Annotated in this window: 25 protein-coding genes; 12 read left to right on the forward strand and 13 right to left on the reverse strand. The window is 59.5% G+C overall.

The annotated features are described in order from the left end of the window. Nucleotides 1-37 precede the first annotated feature (37 nt). Nucleotides 38-241: a cold-shock protein gene (locus BHD07_RS10775; RefSeq protein WP_018096455.1), complete on the forward strand. Its 204-nt coding sequence runs from the start codon at nt 38-40 to the stop codon at nt 239-241. Nucleotides 242-357: 116 nt separating this feature from the next. Here BHD07_RS10775 and BHD07_RS10780 read toward each other — a convergent pair whose 3' ends face one another. Beyond that, nucleotides 358-1230 (reverse strand): PhzF family phenazine biosynthesis protein, encoded by an 873-nt coding sequence (locus tag BHD07_RS10780; protein ID WP_338279871.1) that lies wholly within the window; start codon nt 1228-1230, stop codon nt 358-360. Between the two features lie 117 nt (nt 1231-1347). Here BHD07_RS10780 and BHD07_RS10785 point away from each other — a divergent pair, with 117 nt between their 5' ends. Continuing rightward, nucleotides 1348-2283 carry a LysR substrate-binding domain-containing protein gene (locus tag BHD07_RS10785; RefSeq protein ID WP_338279873.1) on the forward strand — a complete coding sequence of 312 codons (936 nt, stop codon included), beginning with the start codon at nt 1348-1350 and terminating at the stop codon, nt 2281-2283. A 41-nt stretch (nt 2284-2324) separates the two neighbouring features. Here the strand turns inward: BHD07_RS10785 and BHD07_RS10790 are convergent, their stop codons facing one another. Both BHD07_RS10790 and BHD07_RS10795 read right to left on the reverse strand, forming a co-directional pair. After that, nucleotides 2325-3044, reverse strand: coding sequence for a fimbrial biogenesis chaperone (locus BHD07_RS10790; protein ID WP_338279875.1), 720 nt, complete (start codon nt 3042-3044; stop codon nt 2325-2327). A 143-nt stretch (nt 3045-3187) separates the two neighbouring features. Continuing rightward, entirely contained in the window at nt 3188-3514 is a 327-nt protein-coding gene (locus tag BHD07_RS10795; protein ID WP_338279877.1) for a GYD domain-containing protein, read from the reverse strand. Between the two features lie 260 nt (nt 3515-3774). Between BHD07_RS10795 and BHD07_RS10800 the strand changes: the two genes are divergently transcribed. Further along, on the forward strand, nt 3775-4854 hold the full coding sequence (locus BHD07_RS10800) for a mechanosensitive ion channel family protein (RefSeq protein ID WP_018096459.1): 1080 nt from the start codon (nt 3775-3777) through the stop codon (nt 4852-4854). A 72-nt stretch (nt 4855-4926) separates the two neighbouring features. Here the strand turns inward: BHD07_RS10800 and ppk2 are convergent, their stop codons facing one another. Further along, the gene (ppk2, locus tag BHD07_RS10805) at nt 4927-5847 is read right to left on the reverse strand and encodes a polyphosphate kinase 2 (RefSeq protein ID WP_018096460.1); all 921 of its coding nucleotides are present in this window, start codon (nt 5845-5847) and stop codon (nt 4927-4929) included. A 212-nt stretch (nt 5848-6059) separates the two neighbouring features. Between ppk2 and BHD07_RS10810 the strand changes: the two genes are divergently transcribed. Continuing rightward, on the forward strand, nt 6060-6896 hold the full coding sequence (locus tag BHD07_RS10810) for an alpha/beta hydrolase (protein WP_338280907.1): 837 nt from the start codon (nt 6060-6062) through the stop codon (nt 6894-6896). A gap of 202 nt (nt 6897-7098) precedes the next feature. Continuing rightward, the gene (locus tag BHD07_RS10815) at nt 7099-8526 is read left to right on the forward strand and encodes a basic amino acid/polyamine antiporter (protein WP_338279880.1); all 1428 of its coding nucleotides are present in this window, start codon (nt 7099-7101) and stop codon (nt 8524-8526) included. Nucleotides 8527-8694: 168 nt separating this feature from the next. Here the strand turns inward: BHD07_RS10815 and BHD07_RS31870 are convergent, their stop codons facing one another. Then, complete coding sequence (locus tag BHD07_RS31870; RefSeq protein ID WP_146032676.1) at nt 8695-8745, reverse strand: twin-arginine translocation signal domain-containing protein; 51 nt, start codon at nt 8743-8745, stop codon at nt 8695-8697. Between the two features lie 103 nt (nt 8746-8848). Between BHD07_RS31870 and BHD07_RS10820 the strand changes: the two genes are divergently transcribed. From BHD07_RS10820 to BHD07_RS10845, 6 genes are all read left to right on the forward strand, one after another. Continuing rightward, nucleotides 8849-10270: a basic amino acid/polyamine antiporter gene (locus BHD07_RS10820; RefSeq protein ID WP_102762076.1), complete on the forward strand. Its 1422-nt coding sequence runs from the start codon at nt 8849-8851 to the stop codon at nt 10268-10270. Nucleotides 10271-10284: 14 nt separating this feature from the next. Then, nucleotides 10285-11544: an arginine deiminase gene (arcA, locus tag BHD07_RS10825; protein ID WP_127710362.1), complete on the forward strand. Its 1260-nt coding sequence runs from the start codon at nt 10285-10287 to the stop codon at nt 11542-11544. A 110-nt stretch (nt 11545-11654) separates the two neighbouring features. After that, entirely contained in the window at nt 11655-11945 is a 291-nt protein-coding gene (locus tag BHD07_RS10830; RefSeq protein ID WP_338279885.1) for a glycine zipper 2TM domain-containing protein, read from the forward strand. Between the two features lie 135 nt (nt 11946-12080). Then, complete coding sequence (locus BHD07_RS10835; RefSeq protein ID WP_275598172.1) at nt 12081-12575, forward strand: DUF1269 domain-containing protein; 495 nt, start codon at nt 12081-12083, stop codon at nt 12573-12575. A 54-nt stretch (nt 12576-12629) separates the two neighbouring features. Next, a complete protein-coding gene (locus tag BHD07_RS10840; protein ID WP_338279888.1) occupies nt 12630-12827 on the forward strand; it encodes a hypothetical protein in 198 nt (65 codons plus the stop codon). 159 nt (nt 12828-12986) lie between these two features. Next, nucleotides 12987-13625 (forward strand): HdeD family acid-resistance protein, encoded by a 639-nt coding sequence (locus tag BHD07_RS10845; protein ID WP_102762069.1) that lies wholly within the window; start codon nt 12987-12989, stop codon nt 13623-13625. Between the two features lie 69 nt (nt 13626-13694). Here BHD07_RS10845 and BHD07_RS10850 read toward each other — a convergent pair whose 3' ends face one another. The 8 genes from BHD07_RS10850 to BHD07_RS10885 all read right to left on the reverse strand — a co-directional run bounded on the left by BHD07_RS10850 (nt 13695) and on the right by BHD07_RS10885 (nt 21406). After that, nucleotides 13695-14747: an AI-2E family transporter gene (locus tag BHD07_RS10850; RefSeq protein WP_102762067.1), complete on the reverse strand. Its 1053-nt coding sequence runs from the start codon at nt 14745-14747 to the stop codon at nt 13695-13697. Between the two features lie 85 nt (nt 14748-14832). Then, a complete protein-coding gene (locus BHD07_RS10855; RefSeq protein WP_102762066.1) occupies nt 14833-16137 on the reverse strand; it encodes a metal-dependent hydrolase family protein in 1305 nt (434 codons plus the stop codon). Nucleotides 16138-16508: 371 nt separating this feature from the next. Next, complete coding sequence (locus tag BHD07_RS10860) at nt 16509-17294, reverse strand: class I SAM-dependent methyltransferase (RefSeq protein WP_102762065.1); 786 nt, start codon at nt 17292-17294, stop codon at nt 16509-16511. Nucleotides 17295-17355: 61 nt separating this feature from the next. Beyond that, entirely contained in the window at nt 17356-18162 is an 807-nt protein-coding gene (locus tag BHD07_RS10865) for a class I SAM-dependent methyltransferase (RefSeq protein ID WP_338279895.1), read from the reverse strand. A gap of 89 nt (nt 18163-18251) precedes the next feature. Further along, entirely contained in the window at nt 18252-18782 is a 531-nt protein-coding gene (locus BHD07_RS10870; protein ID WP_018096463.1) for a tetratricopeptide repeat protein, read from the reverse strand. A gap of 21 nt (nt 18783-18803) precedes the next feature. Then, nucleotides 18804-19103 carry a hypothetical protein gene (locus BHD07_RS10875; RefSeq protein WP_102762064.1) on the reverse strand — a complete coding sequence of 100 codons (300 nt, stop codon included), beginning with the start codon at nt 19101-19103 and terminating at the stop codon, nt 18804-18806. Next, nucleotides 19100-20500 (reverse strand): type II and III secretion system protein family protein, encoded by a 1401-nt coding sequence (locus BHD07_RS10880; RefSeq protein ID WP_338279898.1) that lies wholly within the window; start codon nt 20498-20500, stop codon nt 19100-19102. Before BHD07_RS10880 ends, BHD07_RS10875 begins: the two co-directional genes overlap by 4 nt. Before the next feature lie 231 nt (nt 20501-20731). Then, the gene (locus BHD07_RS10885; RefSeq protein ID WP_338279900.1) at nt 20732-21406 is read right to left on the reverse strand and encodes a GntR family transcriptional regulator; all 675 of its coding nucleotides are present in this window, start codon (nt 21404-21406) and stop codon (nt 20732-20734) included. Nucleotides 21407-21529: 123 nt separating this feature from the next. Here BHD07_RS10885 and BHD07_RS10890 point away from each other — a divergent pair, with 123 nt between their 5' ends. After that, nucleotides 21530-22534, forward strand: a complete 1005-nt coding sequence (locus BHD07_RS10890) for a TRAP transporter substrate-binding protein (RefSeq protein ID WP_338279902.1) — start codon at nt 21530-21532, stop codon at nt 22532-22534. Nucleotides 22535-22594: the final 60 nt, after the last annotated feature.

The following is a 22594-nucleotide window of genomic DNA, read 5'->3' on the forward strand; positions in this document are numbered from 1 at the left end:
ACGCGAGCCAAAAGTGCGCGAGCTAGGAGGGACTATCATGCCTACAGGTACTGTTAAATTTTTCAACGACGACAAGGGATTTGGCTTCATCACGCCTGAGGATGGCGGAACGGACGTCTTCGTTCACGTGTCTGCCTTGCAGCACGGCGGTTCGCTGAAAGAGGGTGACAAGGTCAGCTACGAGGTCGGTCAAGATCGCAAGACCGGAAAGTCGAAGGCGGAAAACGTATCCGTGCTTTGACGGCAGACTTCCGGCAGGTTCAGAGCGCCTCCCTGTTTCATTGAAACACGGAGGCGCTCTGTCGATGGCGCTTCGCCGTGTCCGGGAAACCGCTGCACACTTTTCCTGGAAGTGCCCTAAAGCCGGATCACTCCTTTGACCACGACGACCCCGGCGCCGGAGAGTTCCGGCACGGGAGCAAGCCGGATTCGCAGAATGCTCCGGCGGCCCATTTTGGTGCCCTGCTCGATGACCAGTTCGTCGTTCGTAAGGTTTCCCGTGGCGGCAAGATAGGCCGCCAGCGGGCCAGCCGCGGTTCCCGTCGCAGCATCCTCCCAGAGACCAACGGAGGGATTGAAAAACCGAGCGTAAGCCGTATCCGGCGCATCGGTATCGAGTGCATAGATATAGCAGCCCTCCGCAGGCGTCTTCTCGAGAACGGCGAGCAATTTGTCGGCGATCGGCCGCGCTCTGTCTACGGAATCCGCATTCAGAACGCGCACCATAAGGTGCGTGGCTCCGGTATAGGCCGGACGTGCAGGAGGGTCGGGCAAAATGTCTCCGGGATCCAGGCCGAGAGCGTCAGCCAGAGGTGCGACGTCTTCGAGCGGGTCCGACAGGCTCAAGGGCATCTGGCGCATGCGGCCATGGATGCGACCGCCGACCGACTCGAGCTCGATCGGCAGAACATCTCTGCCGATCTGCTGCTGAAAGGTCCGGGCCGCGGTCAGCGAACCGAGATCGCCATTCTCCCCGAGCCAGAGCCACGCCCCAAGGGCATTGTGACCCGCACCGAACACCTCTGCACCGCTCGCAGTGAACGATCGCAACTTCCAGTCCGCCCGTGTGCTCCGCATGAGGAATGTGGTCTCGGCTTGATTGAATTCGCGTGCGATCCGTCGCATCTGGTCGTCGGTCAGGTCGTCGGCGTCCTGTACCACGGCCAGCGGATTGCCCGACAGCGGCACATCCGCAAATACATCGATGAGACCTGCGACCAATTCAACCATTTTGTACCCCGACTTGAATGAGCTAGATTTAGTGTAGCGTAGCGTTCATCACTGTAGCTTTTTCTTATTGAAGGATAAAAATCGAAATTCTCAGCTCTAAGATGAACTGGATTCAGCATGCAACGTTTGCGCCTGCCTCCCTTGTCCGCACTTCGCGCCTTTGAAGCCGCCGCGCGCCGCGCCAGCTTCAAGGCCGCAGCCGAAGAGCTTTTGGTCACGCCTACGGCAATCAGCCATCAGGTCAAACAGCTCGAAGCTTATATGGGCCTGCGCGTACTGGACCGGACGCCCAGAGCCGTGACGCTGACGCCGCCGGGTAAGACGCTTTACGAGGCGACGGCCTCCGGTTTTGGCGAAATCGAACGGGCCGTCGCACGACTGCTGGCAGAATCGGCGCCGACAACAGTCACCCTGACGTCGACGACAGCATTTCTGAGTCACTGGCTGGTGCCGCGAATGGATGCGCTGCGCCAAGCCCTTCCGACGATCGACCTGCGGCTGCACACGTCGAACACGATCGAGGACTTGCGCGCCGGGGGCATCGAGACCGCGATACGTTACGGGCGTGGTCCATTCGCCGGCGCAGCCAGCACGCAACTTTGCAGCGATGTGATGACGCCGGTTTGCAGCCCAGGACTCGGTCTGTCGCAACTTGAGGACCTGCGGCGCGTCACGCTGATCCACATCGACGGGCGAAGTCGCCCGACGCCGAAACCCGATTGGAATCGCTGGTGTGAACAGACCGGCATCGCCGACCTCGATACCAGTGCCGGCCCCCGATTTCCCGATAGCATGCTGGCCGTCCAGGCGGCCATTGCCGGCCAGGGCGTGGTCATCGCCAGTCGAGTCCTTGTCGCCGATGCACTTGCTGCTGGTTTGCTGGAAGCCCCATTCTCGCAAACACTTGCCGGCGACGCCTATCATTTTGCCTGCGCCCTGGGGCTGGAACAGCGCAATGACATCGCAGCACTTCGGACGTGGTTTCAGAACTGCTTTTCCGCAGCTCATCCTCAGCCCAGACCGGTTACCGTGAGCCTCGCGGCTCGTCCTTGACCGCTGCCGCGCATCGAGATGAACAAGCTCGAATCAAGTTCCTAGCGACCGCTGACGCCAAGCTGTGCATCGATCGCGCTGCCGTTGCTTTTCGCTGAAAGCGTCACAAGGCCGCCCGAATAACTGTCCTCCGTGCCGACTCGCCATTGCCTCGTCAGGCCCGGCAGCACGTATCCGACAAACCCGTCACGTCGGGCGATGACTTCCCCGCCCTGCATCAGCTTCACATCAGACAGCCTGAGCCTCCTGGCCCCATTATTTTCAACCACGAGCATGAGCCAGCCGCGCGACCGTGCCAGACTCCAATCAACTTCCGACGCCGAAGGGTCCGGAGTGCGGAAAAGGACTGGCAGAACGTGTTGCACGGCCACGCTTTCGGCGCCCGACCTACTCCCCTTTGGATCGGGCAACTCGTCGATCAACACCCGGTAGCTCTCCTCCAAGCGTAGCGGCTCCTTGCTGACGCGTACCACACTGACGATGCGGTTGCCGTGCGGCGGCAGCCGTGCTGATGGCGGGCTTGCAACGACATCGTTGGTCGGCTTCAGTTGTTCTACTCCGCCTTCCTTACTCCAACGAAGTACCCGCACCTCGATGTCGACCGGGCGGCTCACCTGGTTTCTAAGATGCAAAACCGCCGCTCGATCCGGTGCAACACGCTCGACCGAGGTCGGAGAAATGACGAGCGAAGCAGCGTTGGCAGTCAGTGTGTACGACAAAAGCAAAACAGCTAGGCTGATGCTTTTCAGCATGGAGGGCATGGCAATCTCCTGTCAGGCACTAAGCATGCTGCCGTGCATCAACGCCGTGGAACTGGCGGCACTTCAACGAGAACTCGGACGGCGAACGGAGAAGTCACGAAGCGCCACTCACCTTCAATATGGGTGGGAAGAGTGCACCACGCCTAGGCTCCAGGGGGACGATAACCAATCGACTTTGCCTTTCCAAGGGCTTCCATCGTATCCTCGACGCTGAGGAGGACAGTGGTTTCGATAGAGCTGAGCGCGCCTCCTGCGCCGATGGCAAGGGAGACGGCCGCCATCGATACGTTATCGGGCGCCTCCCACAGATTCCAACCGTCATGCTCGCCAAAGGCGTACCAGAACCCATGGAGCTTTCCGCCGACGGATTCGATATACGAACGTGCCGCCTCACGGCGATCTTCCGGGTTTTCGATCATTCGCGCCCACGTCTCGGGCGTGTAGCTGAAGCGCGTGAGATACATGGCCATGTCAGCCTCCTCTGTCACGATAACTCAGTTAACGCCCGGTCCCCAGAGAACGCGAGTCATTTCCAACGTTCGGGATCGGCCTGCGAATAGCTCCAACCTTGCCGCCTTCGATGGCAGCTTGCGTGTCATTGCGGACTGCAGCCATCGGCTCGGCCAGTGCTGAACATGGATGGTGCCCACTTCGGCGTTCAATGATGATATAATGGGTTGCTCGCTGCCTTAGACTGTGTGGACGGGGATGGCGACACCGGGGTGAACCCATGGAACGACGCGACAAGGAACAGGAGAACCTTTCCCGGCTCGAACGGGTCGCGCAACAGACCGCTGATCCAAAAACCATGCAACAGAAGGCGAAAAGGCCCGAGGAAAAATTTCGCTTCAGCCTTCGCAAGGAAGACGTCTGGTGGACGGTTGGCTTCGCGGCCGCTGCCTTGCTGCTTTTTGGCGTCCAAGTCCTGATCAATTGGCGCCTGGATTGGTTTGACGCGCCCTTACGCCTCCGCGTGATGAATTACGTCAAGGGCGGCCTTCTCATTTTTATTATGCTGACCGTTGCGAACCTAATTGAAGTCTTTCTCATTGGCCGAATTCCCAACCGTGTCTCGCGTTTCAACCTGAAACGTATTTTTCGATTGGTCGTCGTGGTCGCCATCGTCTTCGTGGCGATTTCGGTCTTATTCGTAAACTGGTACGCCGCGGTCGTTTCGCTCGGCCTGATTTCACTCATTCTCGGCTTTGCGCTGCAAATGCCGATCTCCAGTTTCATCGCCTGGATTTATATCCTGGCCAGGGCGCCATATCGCGTTGGCGACCGAATTCGTATCGGCGATGCCCATGGCGATGTCATCGATGTCAGCTATCTCGATACGACGCTGTGGGAATTCGGCGGCGAGTACCTCTGGACCGATCATCCGAGCGGACGCATCATCAAGTTTCCGAACTCCACCGTGTTCGAGACGCCGGTCTTCAACTATTCCTGGCCGCTGTTTCCGTACGTCTGGAACGAAATCAAGTTCCAGCTCGCCTATGAAAGCGATCTGGAGTTCGTGGCGCTGACCATGAGAGAGGTCGTGGAAGAGCAGGTCGGCGACATCATGAGCCAGAAGGTGAAGATCTATAAGCACATCCTCTCGAATACGCCGGTGGACGAACTCGAGGTGAAGGAGCATCCCGTGGTTCATTTTCGCGTCAGCGAAAACACCTGGCTCGAGGCCATCGTGCGTTATCTCGTGCCGCCGAAGGAAGCGGGGCGCACCAAAACACGCCTGATCAAGGAAATGCTGGCGCGAATGAACGCAGAACCCGATCGCGTTCTGTTTCCGAAGAGCAATTTGCGGTGAATTTCCCCACGCGGGGTTTGCGACCATCCCCGCCGACTCGCCGGATGTTTTCGCGCGTTTATATCCGGGATGTCAGTATTTCGCGGGAACATAAAGCTCCGGAGGCAGGACCTTCCGCTCGTAGTTGGGATTGAAAATGCGCTCCGGCAAGGTGATATCCTCGTGCGGCACATCCTCATAAGGGATTTGCTTCAAGAGATGGTCGATGCAGTTGAGCCGCGCCCGCTTCTTGTCGTTGGCCTCGACGATGTGCCATGGCGCTTCGCGAATGTTGGTACGGGCGAAGGTCTCTTCCTTGGCCTTGGTATAGGCTTCCCAACGCACGCGCGATTGCAGGTCCATCGGCGAGAGCTTCCACTGTTTCAGCGGGTCGTGGATGCGCGTCAGAAAGCGCAGTTGTTGTTCCTCGTCGGTGATCGAGAACCAATATTTGACCAGCCGAACGCCGGAGCGCACCAGCATGCGTTCGAATTCCGGCACGTCGTCGAAGAACTGCTCGACCTCCTCCTCGGTCGCAAAGCCCATGACGCGTTCGACGCCGCAGCGGTTGTACCAGGAGCGGTCGAAGAGGACGATTTCGCCGCCGGCCGGAAGATGTGGCACATAACGCTGGAAATACCATTGAGTCTTCTCGCGATCGGACGGCGCCGGCAGTGCCACCGTTCTCACGATGCGCGGATTGAGTCGCTGGGTGATGCGCTTGATGACGCCGCCCTTTCCAGCCGCGTCGCGTCCCTCGAAGATTACGACGACCTTCTCCTTGTGGTAGACGACCCAGTCCTGCAGCCTGATTAGCTCCGCCTGCAACGCCAGGAGCGCGCGGAAATAGTCCATGCGGGGAAGCGTCGGAGGGTGCGCTTTACGGTAAATCTTGCGTATTTCCTCGGATAAGGCCGGCTCTGAAAGCTCGAGCTCGTAATCCTCGTCGATTGTGTCAGCAAGCTCCGCTTCGAGCCAATCGATGCGTTCTACCTCGTCTTTCGACTTACTCATGTCACGCCTCCGCAGTTCACGCCAACAGTTGATCGCAAGAATGGCTTATTCCATGTCGGAGTGAAGGAAATTTTACATTCCCCAGGACGCATCCGCCGGCGTAAGCAGGGTCGAGACTCACCGGCGACACAAGAACGTTGTGATGGCAGGTCCCATTTGGGCATACTAACCCGACGATCTCAATGGAGCGGACGAGCAAGCGGGCATCAACTGTGAATGCCACTAAACTCCTGCTGATCTTGCCGCTGTTGGCGGCTTTCGCATACATCTCGCTTGTCGGCGTGACGTATCTGTCCCAGCGCGCGCTCCTTTTCCCCGGTGCAAGCGCAAGTTTGGCGCCCGAGCGGGCGAGCTGGGGGCAGAACGTGTACATCCAAACGAGCGATGGAGAAACGCTTCATGGCCTCTATAGCCAGAGCGAGCCCGGCCAGCCGTCGGTGTTGTTCTTCCTCGGAAATGCCGACCGGGTCAGCAATTATGGCTTCTTCGCCCAGGCTCTTGCCGCACGCGGCATCGGCTTGCTCGCGCTTTCCTATCGCGGCTATCCGGGATCAACTGGGACGCCGAACGAGCATGGCTTATTGATTGATGGCATTGCCGCTTTCGACTGGCTTGCTGAACGTTCGGGAAACGAGATCGTCGTGCTGGGCCAGTCGCTAGGAAGCGGTGTGGCAGTCAATACGGCTGGGCAACGGCCGGCAGTCGCGGCTATCCTCGTGTCTGCCTACCTGTCGGTCCTCTCGCTCGCTCAGACCTACTATCCGTTCTTTCCGGTTGCGCTCCTCACCAAAGATCCCTTCCGCTCAGATCTGAAAATCGCAGAGGTGAGGCAACCGAAGCTGTTTATCCACGGCCGGCATGACACCATCATCCCCTTGTCTTCGGGCGAAGCTCTGTATCAAATCGCTCCCGAGCCCAAGCAGATGCTCATCTACGACGCCGGCCATAACGATCTGTGGGACGCCCGCATGGTCGACGACATCATTCGTTTTGTGGAGGCGCAAAAAGGAGACAACGCCGATCCACCGCCGCGAAGGGACCGGAACTGACGAGCCGCTAATCCGCTAGACCACCCGGGATCATTGGGTACTGGCGACAGACGCAGATTATCACAACTATCTCCAGCCGGGTCCCCTAGATTTTACAGCTTGAAGTTTTGAAGCAGGAGGTACAACCTTTCGGCCCTAACACGTAGGGTCAGCTCATCAGTAAGTGCTTTTAATCAGGCAACCGTGACGCAATCGGAGCCGCATGACCAGCACTGCTCAGAAACTTTCGCTCGCTTCGCTGTCCGCACTCGTCGTCGGTTCCATGGTGGGAGCGGGCATATTTTCACTGCCGCGCACCTTCGGCAGTGCGACTGGTCCGTTCGGTGCGATCGTGGCCTGGTGCGTCGCAGGGGCGGGCATCTTCACTCTGGCTCACGTGTTCCGGGTGCTCGCGGAACGCAAGTCGGACCTCGACGCAGGCGTCTACGCGTATGCGAGCGCCGGCTTCGGCGACTATGCCGGCTTCCTTTCGGCTCTCGGCTATTGGCTGGTCGGCTGCATCGCCGATGTGTCGTACTGGGTGTTGATCAAGGCCACTCTGGGCGCCTTCTTCCCGATCTTCGGCGACGGCAACACGATCGCGGCCGTGCTTGTCTCCTCTGTCGCGCTGTGGGGCTTCCACTTCATGATCTTGCAAGGGATCAGAGAGGCCGCGGCCATCAACACTGTCGTCACCGTGGCAAAGATCGTGCCCATTCTGATCTTCATAGTCATCCTGCTCGGTGCGTTCGAGACCGACCTCTTTCGCACCAATTTTTGGGGCGGCGCGGACATGCCCGAGGCGAGCCTTTTCGAGCAGATTCGTGCGACCATGCTGGTCACCGTTTTTGTGTTCATCGGCGTAGAGGGCGCCAGCGTCTATTCGCGCTACGCGCGCGAGCGCTCCGATGTGGGCGTGGCCACGACACTGGGGTTCGTAGTCGTATTGGGACTGATGGTGCTGGTAACCCTACTGCCCTACGGAGTCCTGGAACGACCCGAAATCGCGGGCATGCGCCAACCATCGATGGCTTCCGTTCTGGAATCCGTCGTCGGGCCATGGGGCTCCGTCTTTGTCAGTGCCGGTTTGATCGTTTCCGTGCTCGGAGCGTATCTCGCATGGTCGCTGATCTGCGTCGAAGTGCTCTTCTGCGCCGCCAAAAACGGAGACATGCCGAGCGTACTCGCCAGGGAGAACAGCAACAAGGTTCCGGCGGCGGCTCTTTGGCTGAGCAATGGCGTGATCCAGCTCTTCCTCATCAGCACCCTGTTTTCCGAAGATGCGTTTCGATTGATGGTAAACCTGACGAGCGCAATGGTTCTGGTTCCATACCTGCTGGTGGCAGCCTATGGCTTCCTTGTCGCCAAGCGCGGCGAGACCTATGACATCCGACCTAAAGAGCGGTTCCGCGATCTGATCTTCGCGGGTGCCGCCACCGTCTACACGGCATTTATGATCTATGCCGGCGGCCTGAAGTTCCTGCTGCTTTCCGCCATTCTCTACGCGCTTGGAACGGTCCTGTTCGTCTACACAAGGCGAGAACAGAAGAAGCCGGTGTTCGGCCCTCGGGAATGGCTCGTCTTCATAGCTGCAGTGGCCGGATGCCTTGCCGGCATCTACAGTCTCCTGACCGGCCGCATCACTATATAGATTGAGAAAAAATGAAGTAACACAAAACGTTGAAGTGTTCTTTAACCGTATGAAAGTCACGCGCGGCGATGTAGATCTCATGTCCTTGGGTAAGGATTTCATCAGCAAAGCGTTTCGCTCTTGCAATTTTGAGTATTACACGTTAACATTGTGATTAATTCAAGTACGCTATAAAGCGGCGCCAGAAGCAGATAGCATCTTCAAAAATCCACGCCGCATGCAATATCCGTAATTTCACCTGTCAAGCAAGCGATCTCCAGAGTTGTTCGCGCGTCCGCACCTCCGCAGACGCCTCTTCACCGGCGAATCCGGGAGTAATGCGATGGCGCAGAAGCTTTCCCTGTTTGCTCTGACTGGCATGGTCGTCGGTTCCATGGTCGGCGCAGGCATCTTCTCGCTCCCGCGAACATTCGGCGTCGCAACAGGGCCGTTCGGCGCAATCATCGCCTGGTGCATTGCAGGGGGCGGCATGTACATGCTGGCGCGCGTCTTCCAGTCGCTGGCGGAACGCAAGCCCGATCTTGACGCCGGCGTTTTCGCCTATGCCAAAGAAGGTTTTGGCGACTATCCCGGCTTCCTATCCGCCTTCGGCTACTGGATCGGCAGTTGCATCGGCAACGTGTCGTACTGGGTACTGATCAAGTCCACGCTTGGCAATTTTTTCCCGGTCTTCGGTGACGGCAATACTGTCGTCGCAATACTCGTCGCTTCGATCGGTATCTGGCTCTTCCACTTCATGATCTTGAGAGGCATCCAGCAGGCGGCGTTTGTCAACACCGTCGTGACCGTCGCGAAGGTCATTCCTATTATTGCCTTCATCATCATCCTGTTCTTTTTCTTCAAGCTCGACCTGTTCCGGCTCAACTTCTGGGGTGGCGAGGGGATGTCGGAGGCAGGCCTCCTCCAACAAATCCAGGCGACAATGCTGGCGACGGTCTTCGTCTTCATCGGCATCGAAGGGGCGAGCAACTATTCGCGCTATGCTCAGACGCGCTCCGATATCGGAACGGCCACGATCATGGGCTTCATCGGCGTCAGCGCGCTGATGGTACTGGTCACGCTGCTGCCCTATGCGGCCCTGACGCGCCCCGAGATCGCCGCCATGAGCCAGCCTTCGATGGCCGGAGTGCTTGCTGCCGTCGTCGGCCCCTGGGGTGCGGTTTTCATCAGCATCGGGGTGATCGTCTCGGTGCTTGGCGCCTATCTCGCCTGGTCGTTGGTGTGCGCGGAAGTGCTCTACGTAGCCGCGCGCACGGACGACATGCCCCGTCTTTTCGGCACCGAGAATCAAAACAAGGTGCCCGCAGCGGCGCTGTGGCTTACCAACATCATCGTCCAACTGTTCGTCATCAGCACCTATTGGTCGCGGGATGCGTTCGCGCTGATGCTGAACTTGACGAGCGCAATGTCGCTGATCCCCTACATGTTCGTGGCTGCCTTCGGCTTCATGCTGGCTCAACGCGCCGAGACTTACGAGGTCCGGCCGCGTGAACGCACCCGCGACCTGATCATCGCCAGCATCGCCGCCGTCTACACATTTTTCATGATTGTCGCGGGCGGCATCAAGTTCGTCCTGCTGTCGGCTCTTCTGTATGCCCCTGGCACGATCCTCTATTTCTGGGCAAGACGGGAGCGGGGCAAGCGCGTTTTCAACACATCCATCGACTGGCTGATTTTCGCGACTGCAGTCATCGGCTGCATCGCCGCGATCATCGGATTGTCCACCGGCTACCTGACGATCTGAAAAGGAGATTTGCCATGTCTTCTGAAAGCTCGACCCAGCACACTTTCGGCGTGCATTCCGAGGTCGGCCAGTTACGCAAGGTCATGGTCTGCGCGCCGGGGCGTGCTCATCAACGGCTCACGCCGAGCAATTGTGACGCCCTCCTGTTTGACGACGTCCTCTGGGTCGACAACGCCCGGCGCGACCATTTCGACTTCATGACCAAGATGCGAGACCGCGGCGTCGAGGTTGTCGAGATGCACAACCTGCTGGCCCAGACCGTGGCACTTCCCGAAGCCAGGAAGTGGATACTCGATAACCAGGTCGTGCCCAACCAGGTCGGGCTTGAGCTCGTTGACGAGATCCGCAGCTACCTCGAAGGGCTGCCCGACCGGGAGCTTGCGGAAACCCTGATAGGCGGACTGTCGACCCATGAATTCCCCGAGGCTATTGGCGGCGAAATGTTGGATTTGATCCGGGACGCTGCTGGAGTCGCAGAGTATCTCCTTCCCCCGCTGCCCAACACGCTCTATACGCGTGATACCACCTGCTGGATCTACGGCGGAGTGACCCTCAACCCGCTCTACTGGCCGGCGCGTCACGAAGAGACTATTCTCGCCACTGCGATCTATAAGTTCCATCCGGATTTCGCCGGCAAGGTCAATGTCTGGTGGGGCGACCCGACCCTGGACTGGGGGCTCGCCACACTCGAGGGCGGCGACGTCATGCCGATCGGCAAAGGTAACGTGTTGATCGGCATGAGCGAGCGAACGTCGCGGCAGGCGATCAGCCAGCTCGCCGCAACCCTGTTCGAAAAAGGCGCCGCGCAGCGCGTGATTGTCGCCGCAATGCCAAAATTACGTGCGGCTATGCACCTGGACACGGTCTTCACCTTCGCCGACCGCGACTGCGTGCTTATCTACCCCGACATTGTCAACGAAATCGAGGCATTCTCCTACAGACCGGGTGAGAAGCCGGGCTCCGTCGAGCTGCACAGGGATCGTGGCTCGTTTGTCGAAACGGTGCGGGACGCCCTGGGTCTCAAGGAAATGCGCGTGGTCGAGACCGGCGGGAACGCCTATGTGCGCGAACGGACGCAATGGGACAGCGGCGCAAATCTCGTCTGCCTCTCGCCCGGCGTCGTGCTGGCCTACGACCGCAACACCTACACCAATACGCTTCTACGCAGAGCCGGCATTGAAGTGATCACCATTACGGGCGCCGAACTCGGTCGCGGACGCGGCGGTGGCCATTGCATGACCTGCCCAATTACCCGTGATGCGGTGGATTACTGACCAAGATCGGTGGTCGCTGGCCCGGAGCGCCTCTAGCCCTGCCCTGAGAATCGTCTGATCTCTCAGCCCGATTTTCCAGAGATTGGCGCTCTCGCACAAGGAGAAATGCCATGGCCCGAAGGACGATACTCCCTCTCTCGCTTGCGGTTGTGGCCGCGCTTGCCGGTGGGTGCGCCACCGAACAGAACCAACGTGGCCTGGGCGGAGCTCTGATAGGCGCCGGAACAGGCGCGGTGGCGGGCCAGTTGATTGGAGGGAACACAACGAGCACTGTCGCGGGTGCGGCTGGCGGAGCTCTGGTCGGGGCCGCGGTCGGAACTGCAACGACTCCGTCCTACAACCGTGGCAACTGCAGATACAGACAGCCCGACGGGACAATCATCATCGCAAGGTGCCGATGAAACCTGCCGCCTGGCGCCCCCTGCAACCTTATTCCCGGACGGCCGTGAACGCCTGCGCGACCGGCACCATTGGGCATTCAGGGTGCGCGCCAGGTTGCCGCTAAGCTTCGCAACTAACGTAAATGGGAGTTAGTCATGTCCAGCCTGATTGCCATTATTTATCCCAGTGAAGACAAAGCCGAAGAAGTCCGACAGCGCCTGATTGGACTGCAGAAAGAATACTTGCTCACATTGGGCGACGCCGTGATCGCGACAAAGACTGACGCAGGCAAGGTCAAGTTGAATCAACTGATGAACCTCACTGCGGCCGGTGCCGCTTCAGGAAGCTTCTGGGGACTGCTCGTCGGTGTGCTGTTCCTCAACCCGCTGATCGGGGTGGCCGTAGGTGCGGCCTCCGGAGCAATCGGGGGCGCGCTGAGCGATGTGGGCATCAACGACGACTTCATGAAGGAACTTGCCAGAGGTCTTCAGCCCGGCAATGCGGCGCTGTTCGTGCTGGTGAAGGAGATGACTGAGGACAAGGTTCTGAAGGACATATCGCCATTTGGCGGCACCATCCTGAAAACCTCACTGGATGAAAGCAAGGAGCAACTGCTGCGGGACGCCTTGCAGAAAGCGAGCGCTGCTTAGACGCCGTTCGCGTTGGTGACGACTGAACCGGACGCGCAGAAATTGGATACTCACATGGCAGGATACGGCGAAAACTTCAACCTGATGAAAATGAAGCTGATCGGATTCGGGAGTATCATTATTGGTTTCCTCCTCGCGGCGTCCGGCTACCGATATGGCTCGTTCGGAATCGGATTGGCAGGAGTAGTCCTTCTGCTCATCGGTATAGCTTTCATCGCGGGCCACGTCCTTCGCCGAAATGAACGGCGATAGTGCGATCTGCCGCCCGGCACTGCCTGCAGGCGCAAGGTCCATACAGACGGTCAGTCCGCCCGCGGATCGATGCGCCGACGCCTTTGAAGGTTTGCCGACGATCGCACCGCTTCTCGGAGCATAGTGTTTGCAACGAGCAGCCGGAGTCACGAGGAAGCCATGGCATCTTACGACACCATGCCGGTCAATGCAGGTGGCGACCCGAGCGGCCCCCCGCCTTCTGTTCGGGTCGTCCTTGGCGGCGTAATGCTTCTGGCGGGACTGGTCGTCCTGGGGGATGTGGCGTTTGCACCAGTCGTCACTCCGGCCTTCGTCGGAACCGCCGCCATCTTGGTTGGCGTGTTCGAAATCGTATATGCCTTCTGGGCGAGACGGTGGGGTGGCCTGTCATGGCAAACGCTGCTCGGATTTTTATATATCGCCCTCGGCTTAATGCTAACCGACGTCGCCGGCTCGGGCGTGATGGAAGTCCTCACGAACATGGTGGCCCGCTCAGGGCGCACACAAGACTTGCTGCAAACCTACACGGTCGGCCTGCTGTTCATCCTCTCGGGCGCCGTCAGGATCTTGCTCAGCATTAGCCACTGGCGTGAGGCAGGATGGCCTATGATGCTGTCGGGAGCGTTCGGGGCCGGCGCGGGACTTGTCGTCCTGGCCGAGTTCCCGAAGACGGGCCTTTGGCTCCTTGCACTCTTGCTGGGGATCGATTTTCTGGCGCATGGCGTGGCTTGGCTGAGATTTGCATTTTTCCCCCGGCCGGACAAAACTGGAAACAATCAGGCATCGCCACCCACCTGACTGCCGGGACGGTATCGGCGCGATCGTAATCGCTTGACCCACATAGCATGGCCGACGATGACGACCGCATTATCCGCTGGGCGTCGAAGCGTCGGTTGCGATCTCCAGACCGAACAATTCTGAAAGCCACTTGCTGGACGGATGCTGGTTGCAGAAGGTCAGCAACGCGATCGTTATCGGCACGCCGATGAAGGCGCCGAAGATCCCCCATAAGTAACCCCACAAGAAAACGGAAAACAGGACCATGACAGGGGACATTGACAGCGCGCTGCCTGAGGCTCGTGGCTCGATATAACTGCCCACAACGAACTGAATGAGGTTCAAGCCCGTAAAGACAATCAAGACGGTCTCCACAGTCCCGAACTGGATAAGAGCAAAGAGCGTCGGGAACAGGGTGGACACAAGCGGCCCAAGAAAGGGGATGTAGTTGAGAGCGAACGCGATAAAGCCCCATTCCTCGGCGAGAGACAGCCCGACAGCGCGGGTGAAAATCCAAACCAGAAGCCCGGTGACGACACTCATCACGGTCCTGATCATCATGTAGCGGCGAATCTTCATAGCGGTTTGTTGGCTGCCACGAAGAAACCATGTACTGCCCGTCCGGTTTCGCATGGCCTCGAGCCTGCGCCCGAAAGCCTCCACCTCCATCAGCCCGAGCAGGACATAGACGAGCGCGATCAGCCAGAAACTCAAGGTGCTGTTAAGCCGGCCGCTTACGGCCTGTACAGTACGCACGATCCAGCCAACGCTGAAGTTCTCTGACCAGAGCATGCCAACCGCTACGCCGTGTTCCTCGAGCCACAGGCGAACCTGATCGTAGAGCTGCTGAAAACGCGCTGCATCCGCGATGAACCACCGGCCGACATGCCCGAATGCCCAGGCTATGAGCCAGCCGAACGCGACGATGGCGAGCACGACCAAGAGGAAGCTGATGATGAGCGCCAAGTGGCGAGGGAGCATAGCCTGCAAGCGGCACTGCGTCGGCCACACAAGCGCGATGATAAATAGCGCAAAAGCTACTGGGGCAAATATCGAACTTGCCATCGAGAGCATTGCGAGGAGGAGCAGAGTCGCTATCAGAATTTGGGTAGTGTAGATTATCTTCATTCTTGCGGCGGGCATGCACCTACCTCTCAGACGATCTGCTCAGTCCATCAGTAGCATGCGACGACAGCAGTCTTCGGTGGTGCCATCAGGCCGTCGTTGCTCACTGGGCGAGTGTGTTTTTGTAGATCATGCCGTCCTTCATGATGATCTTGAAGCTGTTGGCGGGATCGGCCACCAGGTCGATATTCTCCAGCGGATTGCCTTCGACGAGCAGGAGGTCCGCGAGCGCGCCTTCCTCGATCACGCCGAGCTTTCCCGGATAGGGGTTGCGCTGGCCCGACAGCGCCAGCAGTTCGGCATTGGTCCCCGTTGCCATAACGAGCGCTTCGGAAGGCGTGTACCAACGCACGAGTGAGGCAAGAATTGCTCCTTGTTGCCTCGCCAGTGCACGGGAGAACAGGACATCCGTGCCCCACGCGGTCTTGATCTTGTATTTCTTTGCCAGTTCGTACGTCCTGCCGATACCCGGCCACACCTCATCGGCCTTGGCACGCTCGACCGAACCCTCGCGAAGGCCTGTCCTCATCAATTCCGGAAGTGGCTGCAAGCTCAGCCAAATGTCCTTTTCGGCGATCAGCTTGGCAGTGGCCTCATCCATGAGGAAGCCGTGTTCGATGCACTTCACACCAGCAGCGATAGCCTTCCGGATCGCATCAGGGGTGAAGGCGTGCGCGGCGACGTAGCTGCCCCAATTCTCGGCGATTTCCACGGCGGCCCGCAATTCCGGCTCGGTAAAGGTGGTGACGTCGAGCGGGCTGAAGGGTGAAGACACCCCGCCGCCCGCCGTCAGCTTGATCAGAACGGCGCCTTGCATGAACTGCTCGCGGACGCGCAGACGCACCTCGTCGGGGCTGTCCACGACCATGGCACCCCCGCTCGTCTCCATCGGGGTGAGCAGGCCGCCCGTCCTCCTTGGCAGGTCGGTGAGCTGGCGGAAATCGCCATGCCCGCTGGTCACCGTGATCATGGCACCGGACGGATAGATGCGCGGTCCGGGGATGATGCCCCGGTCTATGGCCCGCTTGAGGCCGAACGCCGGCCCGCCCACGTCGCGAACGGTGGTGAAGCCGCGCATCAGCGTATCCGTCGCCTCATCGCCGGCCACGATGCTGGCGAAGCTGACGTCGCCCATTGCCTCTGCCGGGGTGGAAGCAGCCAACATCGCATGCCAGTGCGCATCGATCAGGCCCGGCATTAGCGTTCGCCCGTTGCCGGCAATGCGCTCAGCGCCTTCGGCTTCGATGGGGCTTACCGAAATCTCCGCGATAACATTGCCTTGGACCAGAACATTCGACGGCGCCGAAAGAGCAGCACTTTTTCCGTCGAAGATGTGGACGTTTTCGAAAAGCACGTCATCGGCGCTGGCGGTCGCGCAAAGTCCGAGCACGAGAGCCGCCGCAAGCATTTCTCTGCCAGAGCGCAGCAAGGTGAAAACGGGATGCGCAAGAAGGAACAACGCTGCAGGACGGGACGCCGCATGCACGGCAGCCTTACATTGCGTCGACTGCTGCGATCCAGAGGATTTTTGACACATGACGATCATCCCGCTTCAGGAGGAGAGGTGGTCACGCCGCAAGGACAAGTTGTAGCTTATACAATGCAGACGTCAAGAAGCGGTGGTCTCTTTCATAGTACAGGGGGGTCGAAATCTTGGCACGCCAGATCGCCGAAGGAACGGGCAACCGCGCTTCGCCGTCTCACTCATTCCCGACATCGGATACCGACACAGTGTCCACTTGGCAGACCACTTGCTGATCGCAGACTTTCTTGGCGTAGTCAGCCTCCGCCGCCTGGCCGGCGGGCAGTCATGATCCACGCGCGAGAGTCGAAAAATACGCCCTTCGGGGTCATATGCGCCTCAAGCAAGCCGCGCAGCCGCTGCAGTGGTTTGTCCGGCGGTTCATTTGCGGCCGCGAGAGCGTCCTGCACAAGATAAAGGCTGGTGAGTGCATCGAACGCGGCATCGACATCCGATCCATAGAAGACCGGCTCTCGCACGTCCGCAAAGTCGATCGAAGTAAAGCCGGCCGATCTCAGAAGGTCCGCGGCAACCGGAGGATCGCCAAGTGAAAACGGGTCGGCAGCACCTGCGGAAACCGCAATTGCCGGCGCCAGGGCTTGCCGGATGGCGCGCGACCACTCGTTACGCTCCCGGCTCTGCCATACCATCCACACAAGGCGCGCGCCGGGGCGCATGGCCCGGCCGATATTGGCAAATGCCGCCGCCGGATCGGCAAAGAACATCACGCCAAACCGGCTGATGCAAAGGTCGAAACTGCCGGTCGGGAATCCGTGAAATTGCGCGTCGCCCTGCTCGAACATCACATTCCGCAGACCCTCAGCGGCACTCCGTCGCCTTGCCTCCTCAAGCATCTCCGCGGAAATATCCACACCGATCGCTTCGCCTTGCGACGCGGCGCGGGCGGCCTCGCGCGTCGTCTGTCCTGCACCGCAGCCGATATCGAGCACCCGATCATCTGCGCCAAAGTCGGCAGCAACCCGCAGGTGGCGATTGTGTCGCGCCAATTCTGCGTCGTAAAAGTCGGCACGATCCAACGCCATAGCACTCCCTCTCTTTGTGAGGGCTGGTCCGGGAGTTTGATCCTCCCTCCCCTGCACCCCGTTACTCTCGTCTTCCCGTGTAAACCGACGTGGTCATGTTTCTGGTGACAACGCCTGCGAACTCGGTTTCGGCCACTTTCTCCAGTCCGCCGAGCAATCTTTCCCGCTCGTCCTCCGGCAGTGCCGTGACATTCGAGTAGGTCGCGTAGAGGCGTCGAACAGCGGACGGGTCCAGCGACAGGGTCCAGTCTATGAGCTCTGGCTCGTCGGACGTAAATCCAGCCTCCTCCAAGTCGGCCAGTCGCGCTCCGACATCGAGGCCGTATGGCGTCTGGGTCGTTCCGCCACCGGACGGGCTCGTACGATGGCCCGAGAACAGGTGTGCCGTTGCTCGATGAAATGGGTCGGGCCTGACACCGTCCCCGAACACGTTCCAAATGAGAGCGACGCTACCGCCGTCTCGCAGCAGTCGCTGTATGCGCCGCAGGCCGGGAACGGCATCAATCCAGTGAAACGCCGTCGCACTGACGACGAGATCGAAACTCTTTTCCGGAACTTTCAATTTTTCGAAGGGAGTTTCCACCACTTCGAGCTCTTCCTCGTCCAATCGATCGCGAAGAAACTTTGCTAGCCGCCTGTCTGGCTCTACAGCCAGAAGCCGTTGGGGCCGATCGTCAAGAAGGCGTTCGGTGGCCAGCCCGGTTCCGGCTCCAATCTCGAGGATGGAAATACCGCTTCGGAGTCCTGCGCGCTTTCGTAGCGCATCCCAGACGAGCTCCGGATAGGGCGGCCGGGCCGTGTGGTAATTCTGCGGGTCGAGCCCGAATGCCTCTTTGCCGAAGGAACGGGCAAGGACGTCACTGGCCATGGCGGTCACCCAGTTGCTGACCGTCGAAGCTAGCTGCGAAGGCGAAGCCGATCAACATCGCCCGACGGCGGGAGCCTGACGCTATGCCCTCAACTGCGGTCCAACAAGGCAAGATTGGCCTCGATCGTCTCGTCCCCCGGTAATGCCGCACGAGCTTCGAGCAGCAATTTGCGGGCTTTTGCCTTCTCGCCTCGGAGATAGTGCGAGTAGCCCATGTTGTTGACGATGCGTGGCTGGCGCCCGGCCACCTTGAGCAATTGGCTATAGGCGCGGTCCGCCAGATCGAACCGGCCGAGGCGGTCATAGCAGGCCGCCAATCCCATCAGCGCCTCGGCGTTGTCCTGCCGCAGCTCTACCGCCTTTCGAAAGTGCTTCTCGGCGAGCCCATAATTGCCGTTCATGAATTGAAGCTTGCCCTGATCGAGATCGGACTTGCTCACGTCTCCGGATGACATCAGAGCGGATGTCGGGTCAAATTCGGCACCCGACAACACCTCCGACGTCTGACAGCTCGAAAGAAGCACAGCGGCGACGATCGCCATGGCCAGTTCCGTGGTCCGGCGTTCTCCTCCCGGACGGCCCAGCACACTCCGGCCGGACTCGCCTATTGTCATCTCCATTCGCTGATCGCCGCCCTCTTGCTACTGCGTCGTGGTGTCGTTCGGATAAGGCTCACCATTTCCCCCGTTCGTCCCGTTTTGCTCCGCGTCCTGCGGCTTATATTGTTCCAGGTCGGCCGGCGTGACCAAGCTGGTCTGCTTGACCCTTGGCGGCCACGGATCGACCATCTGCATCGCGCTATTGGCCGCGATTGCATCGCCTGCGGACAGGGCTATCGTTTCGCTGCGGACGAATTCGTAGCTCTGGCACCCGGAAAGCAGGATCGACGCAAGAAAAAGAAAGCCGTGAAAGCCTTTAGGCCTGCTGCTTCTGCGGATCATTGGAGCTCCAGAAAATGGCCGGAACTCGGTGCGCGGACGACACGCGCCTGCCTCGACGCAGACCGGCCCCTGCCGTTGACCTCCACTTCATCGATATTGCCGAGAAAGAATTCAGCTTCGGTCGGCCGTTTCGTTCGATCCGACGGGCTGGCGACCTTTTTGAGGGGATCGATCGGTTTGACGAGATGAGGCGTGACGATGATCACGAGATCGGTCTCGCGGCGCTGGTAAGCCTTGGACGAAAACAACGCGCCGAGAATGGGAAGTTGCCCGAGGCCCGGCACGCGCTGGGTGATGAGATTGTTCTCGCTCTGCAGGAGGCCGGCGATCATGAAGCTCTGGCCGCTCTTGAGATCGACCGACGTCCGGGCACGGCGGACGGAGAAGCCCGGGATCGCAATGTTTCCCACCCGGTAGGAGGCGGTGTTGTCGATCGCCGATACCTCCGGCTCGATGTCGAGGGAGATAAGGCCATCGCTGAGCACGGTCGGCGTGAAATCCAGACCGACACCGAACTTCTTATAGCTGACGGTGATGGTTCCGTCCTGCTCCGAGATGGGGATAGGGAATTCGCCGCCGGCCAGAAAGCTCGAAGTCTCACCGGAACGCGCTATCAGGTTCGGCTCGGCGAGGCGCCGGGCCATACCCCTGTCTTCGAGCGCATCGATCGCCACATCGACCGAGTAGCCCTCTCCGATGAGGCTGCCGATAAGCGAGCCGGCCGGCGTATTGGATGTCGCGCGCGGGGAGGAGTTGAACTCGACACTCCCGTTCGACCAGGCATAGGCGGCACTGATCTGGGTTCCAAGCTCCTTGCCGACGTCGCGGTTGATCTCCACGAATCTGACATTCAGCTGTACCTGTTGGGACGACGTGATCTTAATGGAATTGATGACCTCCTCGTCGCCGGCAAAGCGCGATGCGATCTGCTCAGCCTGGGTAGCCGCAACCGCGTCCGTGGCAGAGCCGGAAAGAACGATCCTTCCGTTCGCCGAGGTTACCTTTACGCTCGAGCCCGGCACCGACTGTCGGATCGTCGAGGACAGCAATTTCGTATCGAGCGTCACCTCTATGTCGATAATGCCGACCGGATTCTTTTCCGCATCGAAAATGGTGAGGCTTGTCGAGCCCAGTTCATTGCCGAGAATATAGAAGGAACGATCGGTCAGAGGGGTTACGGTCGCAATCTCCGGATCCCCGATGACGATCTCATCGAATCGCTGCACGGCCCTGATCGTGACCGTCTTGCCCTTCGCAACCTTGATCGACCGGGAAAAATTCGACGAGATTTCGACCGAATCGCCGTTTGCCGAGGCCGGGGGACTGGCGCCAATGCCCGTACACAGAGCCACAACGAAGCAGAAGAACGCAAAAAGGGAGCCTCTTGACCTTGTCATGGTTCCTGTGTTCCTCCACGACACTCGGCACAATGTCGCACTTTCGTGACGCTACGTGTTGGCCGTAACCGCCGGGAGTGTTTCGAGAACCTGCCCCAAGGTCAACCAAGAATCCCCCCAACCCACAATAAACACCCAGGAATTTTAAATAAAACCGGCAATTTTTAGTGGCCCGCGCAGCCTGTATTCTCAGGTACTGTATTGGGATCGGAATGCCTCATCGTCCGGTTCCTATCCGAGCCGACCGCTCCGCCGGTCACGGTTCGAGAGGTTTGCGACAAGGTCGCCGAAGCGTTCGCCTTGGACCGCCACATGGCTGCGCAATCCCTCCCGCGCGCCATCCGCATTGCCGGAGAGAATGGCCTCGACGATCTCTCCATGTTCCCTGAACGAGACCTTCATGCGGTTGCGAACTCTGAGCTGCAGGCGGCGATAGGGGCGAAGGCGGCGATGGAGGGTCGTGCATTGCTCCTCCAGAAAGCCGCTATGGCTCGCCGTGTATATCGCGCGATGGAAAATCTCGTTCTCGTAATAGTAGCGATCGGTCTCCTCGCTGAGGACCGCTTCCCGGCATTTCTCGTGGGCAGCCAACAGAGCCGCGCTGTCTTCCTCCGTATGCCGGCGCGCGGCAAGAGCACCGGCCATGCCTTCCAGTTCAGCCATGACCTCAAACATTTCGTAGACGCGCTGCGGGGCTGGATCCACGACGACGGCGCCGCGCCGCGGTCTGATCTCGACGAGCCCGATCGCGCTCAATTGCATCAAGGCTTCGCGGATCGGGGTGCGGGACACGCCGAAGCGCATGGCGAGTTGCGTCTCGTCCAGGCGTTCACCCGGCTCGAACTCGCCCGTTACGATGCCGTTCTCGATATCGTCCCGCAGCTTGTAGAAAATATTTTCGCTCATTCCTTATCCGGTCCCGTATGCAACAACCATTTCTCTTGTATACAAAAATCTTGACACGGTACGCAAGATGCATCCACTCTTACTACAAAGCCGGCGGGAGGCCGGCATGTCAGGGAGGAAGAAATGAGCAGTTTTCGACGGAAGTTGACGACTTCCGCTGTCGCGGCCATCTGCAGCTTGATCGCTTCCACAGCGGGTGCCCAGACCGTATTGAAGGCGTCACACCAGTTCCCCGGGGGAAAGGGCGACATTCGTGACGAAATGGTGCAACTCATCGCCCGCGAGGTCGCCGCCGCCAATGTCGGCCTCGAAATCCAGGTGTTCCCGGGGTCGTCGCTCTACAAGCCGAACGATCAGTGGAATGCGGTCACACGGGGCCTGCTCGATATGACTTCGTTCCCCTTGGACTATGCTTCGGGCCGCCACCCGGAATTCTCCGCGACCCTGATGCCCGGCCTCGTGGGAAATTTCGATCGCGCCATGCGGCTTAACGATTCCGAGTTCATGGGGGACATCAAGAAGGTCATCGAGGATGCCGGCGCCTTGGTGATCGCCGATGCGTGGCTCTCCGGCGCCTTCGCCTCCAAGAAGAATTGCATCACTTCCCCCGACACGATCAAGGGACAGGTGATCCGCGCCGCCGGGCCGGCCTTCGAGGAGATGCTCGTGGAAGCCGGTGCTTCGATCTCATCCATGCCTTCTTCGGAAATCTACACCGGCATGCAGACCGGCGTCCTGGATGCGGCGAACACCTCGTCGGCGAGTTTCGTGTCCTATCGCCTGTTCGAACAGGCCAAGTGCCTCACTGCGCCGGGGGAAAACGCCCTCTGGTTCATGTACGAACCGGTGCTGGTGTCGAAGCGCGTCTTCGATGGCCTGACGGAAGAGCAGCAGAAGGCGATCCTCGCTGCCGGCGAGAAAGCGGAAGTCTATTTCAACGAAGAGGTCCGCAAGGGCGATCAGGTCATGATCGACACCTACAAGAAGGCAGGCGTCGAAGTCGTCGAGATGTCGAAGGAGGATTACGATGCCTGGCTCGAACTCGCCAAGGCATCGTCCTACAAGAACTTCGCCGCCAACGTTCCCGGCGGCGACAAGCTGATCGAAAAGGCGCTCGCCGTGAAGTAAGGCGGACCGACAGAACGGCGTGCTCCGGCGCGCCGTTCCTTCCAGCGCAACTCGGGGATG

Origin of the sequence: Sinorhizobium sp. KGO-5, from assembly GCF_036245905.1 — a bacterium.
In the GTDB taxonomy this organism is placed as follows: domain Bacteria; phylum Pseudomonadota; class Alphaproteobacteria; order Rhizobiales; family Rhizobiaceae; genus Sinorhizobium; species Sinorhizobium meliloti_A.

Bases quoted from the DNA above. Each gene is read 5' to 3' on its own strand.
- BHD07_RS10870 (WP_018096463.1), bottom strand. From the start codon at position 18,782: ATGGAGATGACAATAGGCGAGTCCGGCCGGAGTGTGCTGGGCCGTCCG.
- BHD07_RS10800 (WP_018096459.1), top strand. From the start codon at position 3,775: ATGGAACGACGCGACAAGGAACAGGAGAACCTTTCCCGGCTCGAACGG.
- ppk2 (WP_018096460.1), bottom strand. From the start codon at position 5,847: ATGAGTAAGTCGAAAGACGAGGTAGAACGCATCGATTGGCTCGAAGCG.
- BHD07_RS10820 (WP_102762076.1), top strand. From the start codon at position 8,849: ATGGCGCAGAAGCTTTCCCTGTTTGCTCTGACTGGCATGGTCGTCGGT.
- BHD07_RS10880 (WP_338279898.1), bottom strand. From the start codon at position 20,500: ATGACAAGGTCAAGAGGCTCCCTTTTTGCGTTCTTCTGCTTCGTTGTG.
- BHD07_RS10860 (WP_102762065.1), bottom strand. From the start codon at position 17,294: ATGGCGTTGGATCGTGCCGACTTTTACGACGCAGAATTGGCGCGACAC.
- BHD07_RS10790 (WP_338279875.1), bottom strand. From the start codon at position 3,044: ATGCCCTCCATGCTGAAAAGCATCAGCCTAGCTGTTTTGCTTTTGTCG.
- BHD07_RS10890 (WP_338279902.1), top strand. From the start codon at position 21,530: ATGAGCAGTTTTCGACGGAAGTTGACGACTTCCGCTGTCGCGGCCATC.
- BHD07_RS10830 (WP_338279885.1), top strand. From the start codon at position 11,655: ATGGCCCGAAGGACGATACTCCCTCTCTCGCTTGCGGTTGTGGCCGCG.
- BHD07_RS10815 (WP_338279880.1), top strand. From the start codon at position 7,099: ATGACCAGCACTGCTCAGAAACTTTCGCTCGCTTCGCTGTCCGCACTC.
- BHD07_RS10845 (WP_102762069.1), top strand. From the start codon at position 12,987: ATGGCATCTTACGACACCATGCCGGTCAATGCAGGTGGCGACCCGAGC.
- BHD07_RS10780 (WP_338279871.1), bottom strand. From the start codon at position 1,230: ATGGTTGAATTGGTCGCAGGTCTCATCGATGTATTTGCGGATGTGCCG.
- arcA (WP_127710362.1), top strand. From the start codon at position 10,285: ATGTCTTCTGAAAGCTCGACCCAGCACACTTTCGGCGTGCATTCCGAG.
- BHD07_RS10785 (WP_338279873.1), top strand. From the start codon at position 1,348: ATGCAACGTTTGCGCCTGCCTCCCTTGTCCGCACTTCGCGCCTTTGAA.
- BHD07_RS10795 (WP_338279877.1), bottom strand. From the start codon at position 3,514: ATGGCCATGTATCTCACGCGCTTCAGCTACACGCCCGAGACGTGGGCG.
- BHD07_RS10855 (WP_102762066.1), bottom strand. From the start codon at position 16,137: ATGCTTGCGGCGGCTCTCGTGCTCGGACTTTGCGCGACCGCCAGCGCC.
- BHD07_RS10875 (WP_102762064.1), bottom strand. From the start codon at position 19,103: ATGATCCGCAGAAGCAGCAGGCCTAAAGGCTTTCACGGCTTTCTTTTT.
- BHD07_RS10840 (WP_338279888.1), top strand. From the start codon at position 12,630: ATGGCAGGATACGGCGAAAACTTCAACCTGATGAAAATGAAGCTGATC.
- BHD07_RS10775 (WP_018096455.1), top strand. From the start codon at position 38: ATGCCTACAGGTACTGTTAAATTTTTCAACGACGACAAGGGATTTGGC.
- BHD07_RS10885 (WP_338279900.1), bottom strand. From the start codon at position 21,406: ATGAGCGAAAATATTTTCTACAAGCTGCGGGACGATATCGAGAACGGC.
- BHD07_RS10850 (WP_102762067.1), bottom strand. From the start codon at position 14,747: ATGCCCGCCGCAAGAATGAAGATAATCTACACTACCCAAATTCTGATA.
- BHD07_RS10865 (WP_338279895.1), bottom strand. From the start codon at position 18,162: ATGGCCAGTGACGTCCTTGCCCGTTCCTTCGGCAAAGAGGCATTCGGG.
- BHD07_RS10835 (WP_275598172.1), top strand. From the start codon at position 12,081: ATGTCCAGCCTGATTGCCATTATTTATCCCAGTGAAGACAAAGCCGAA.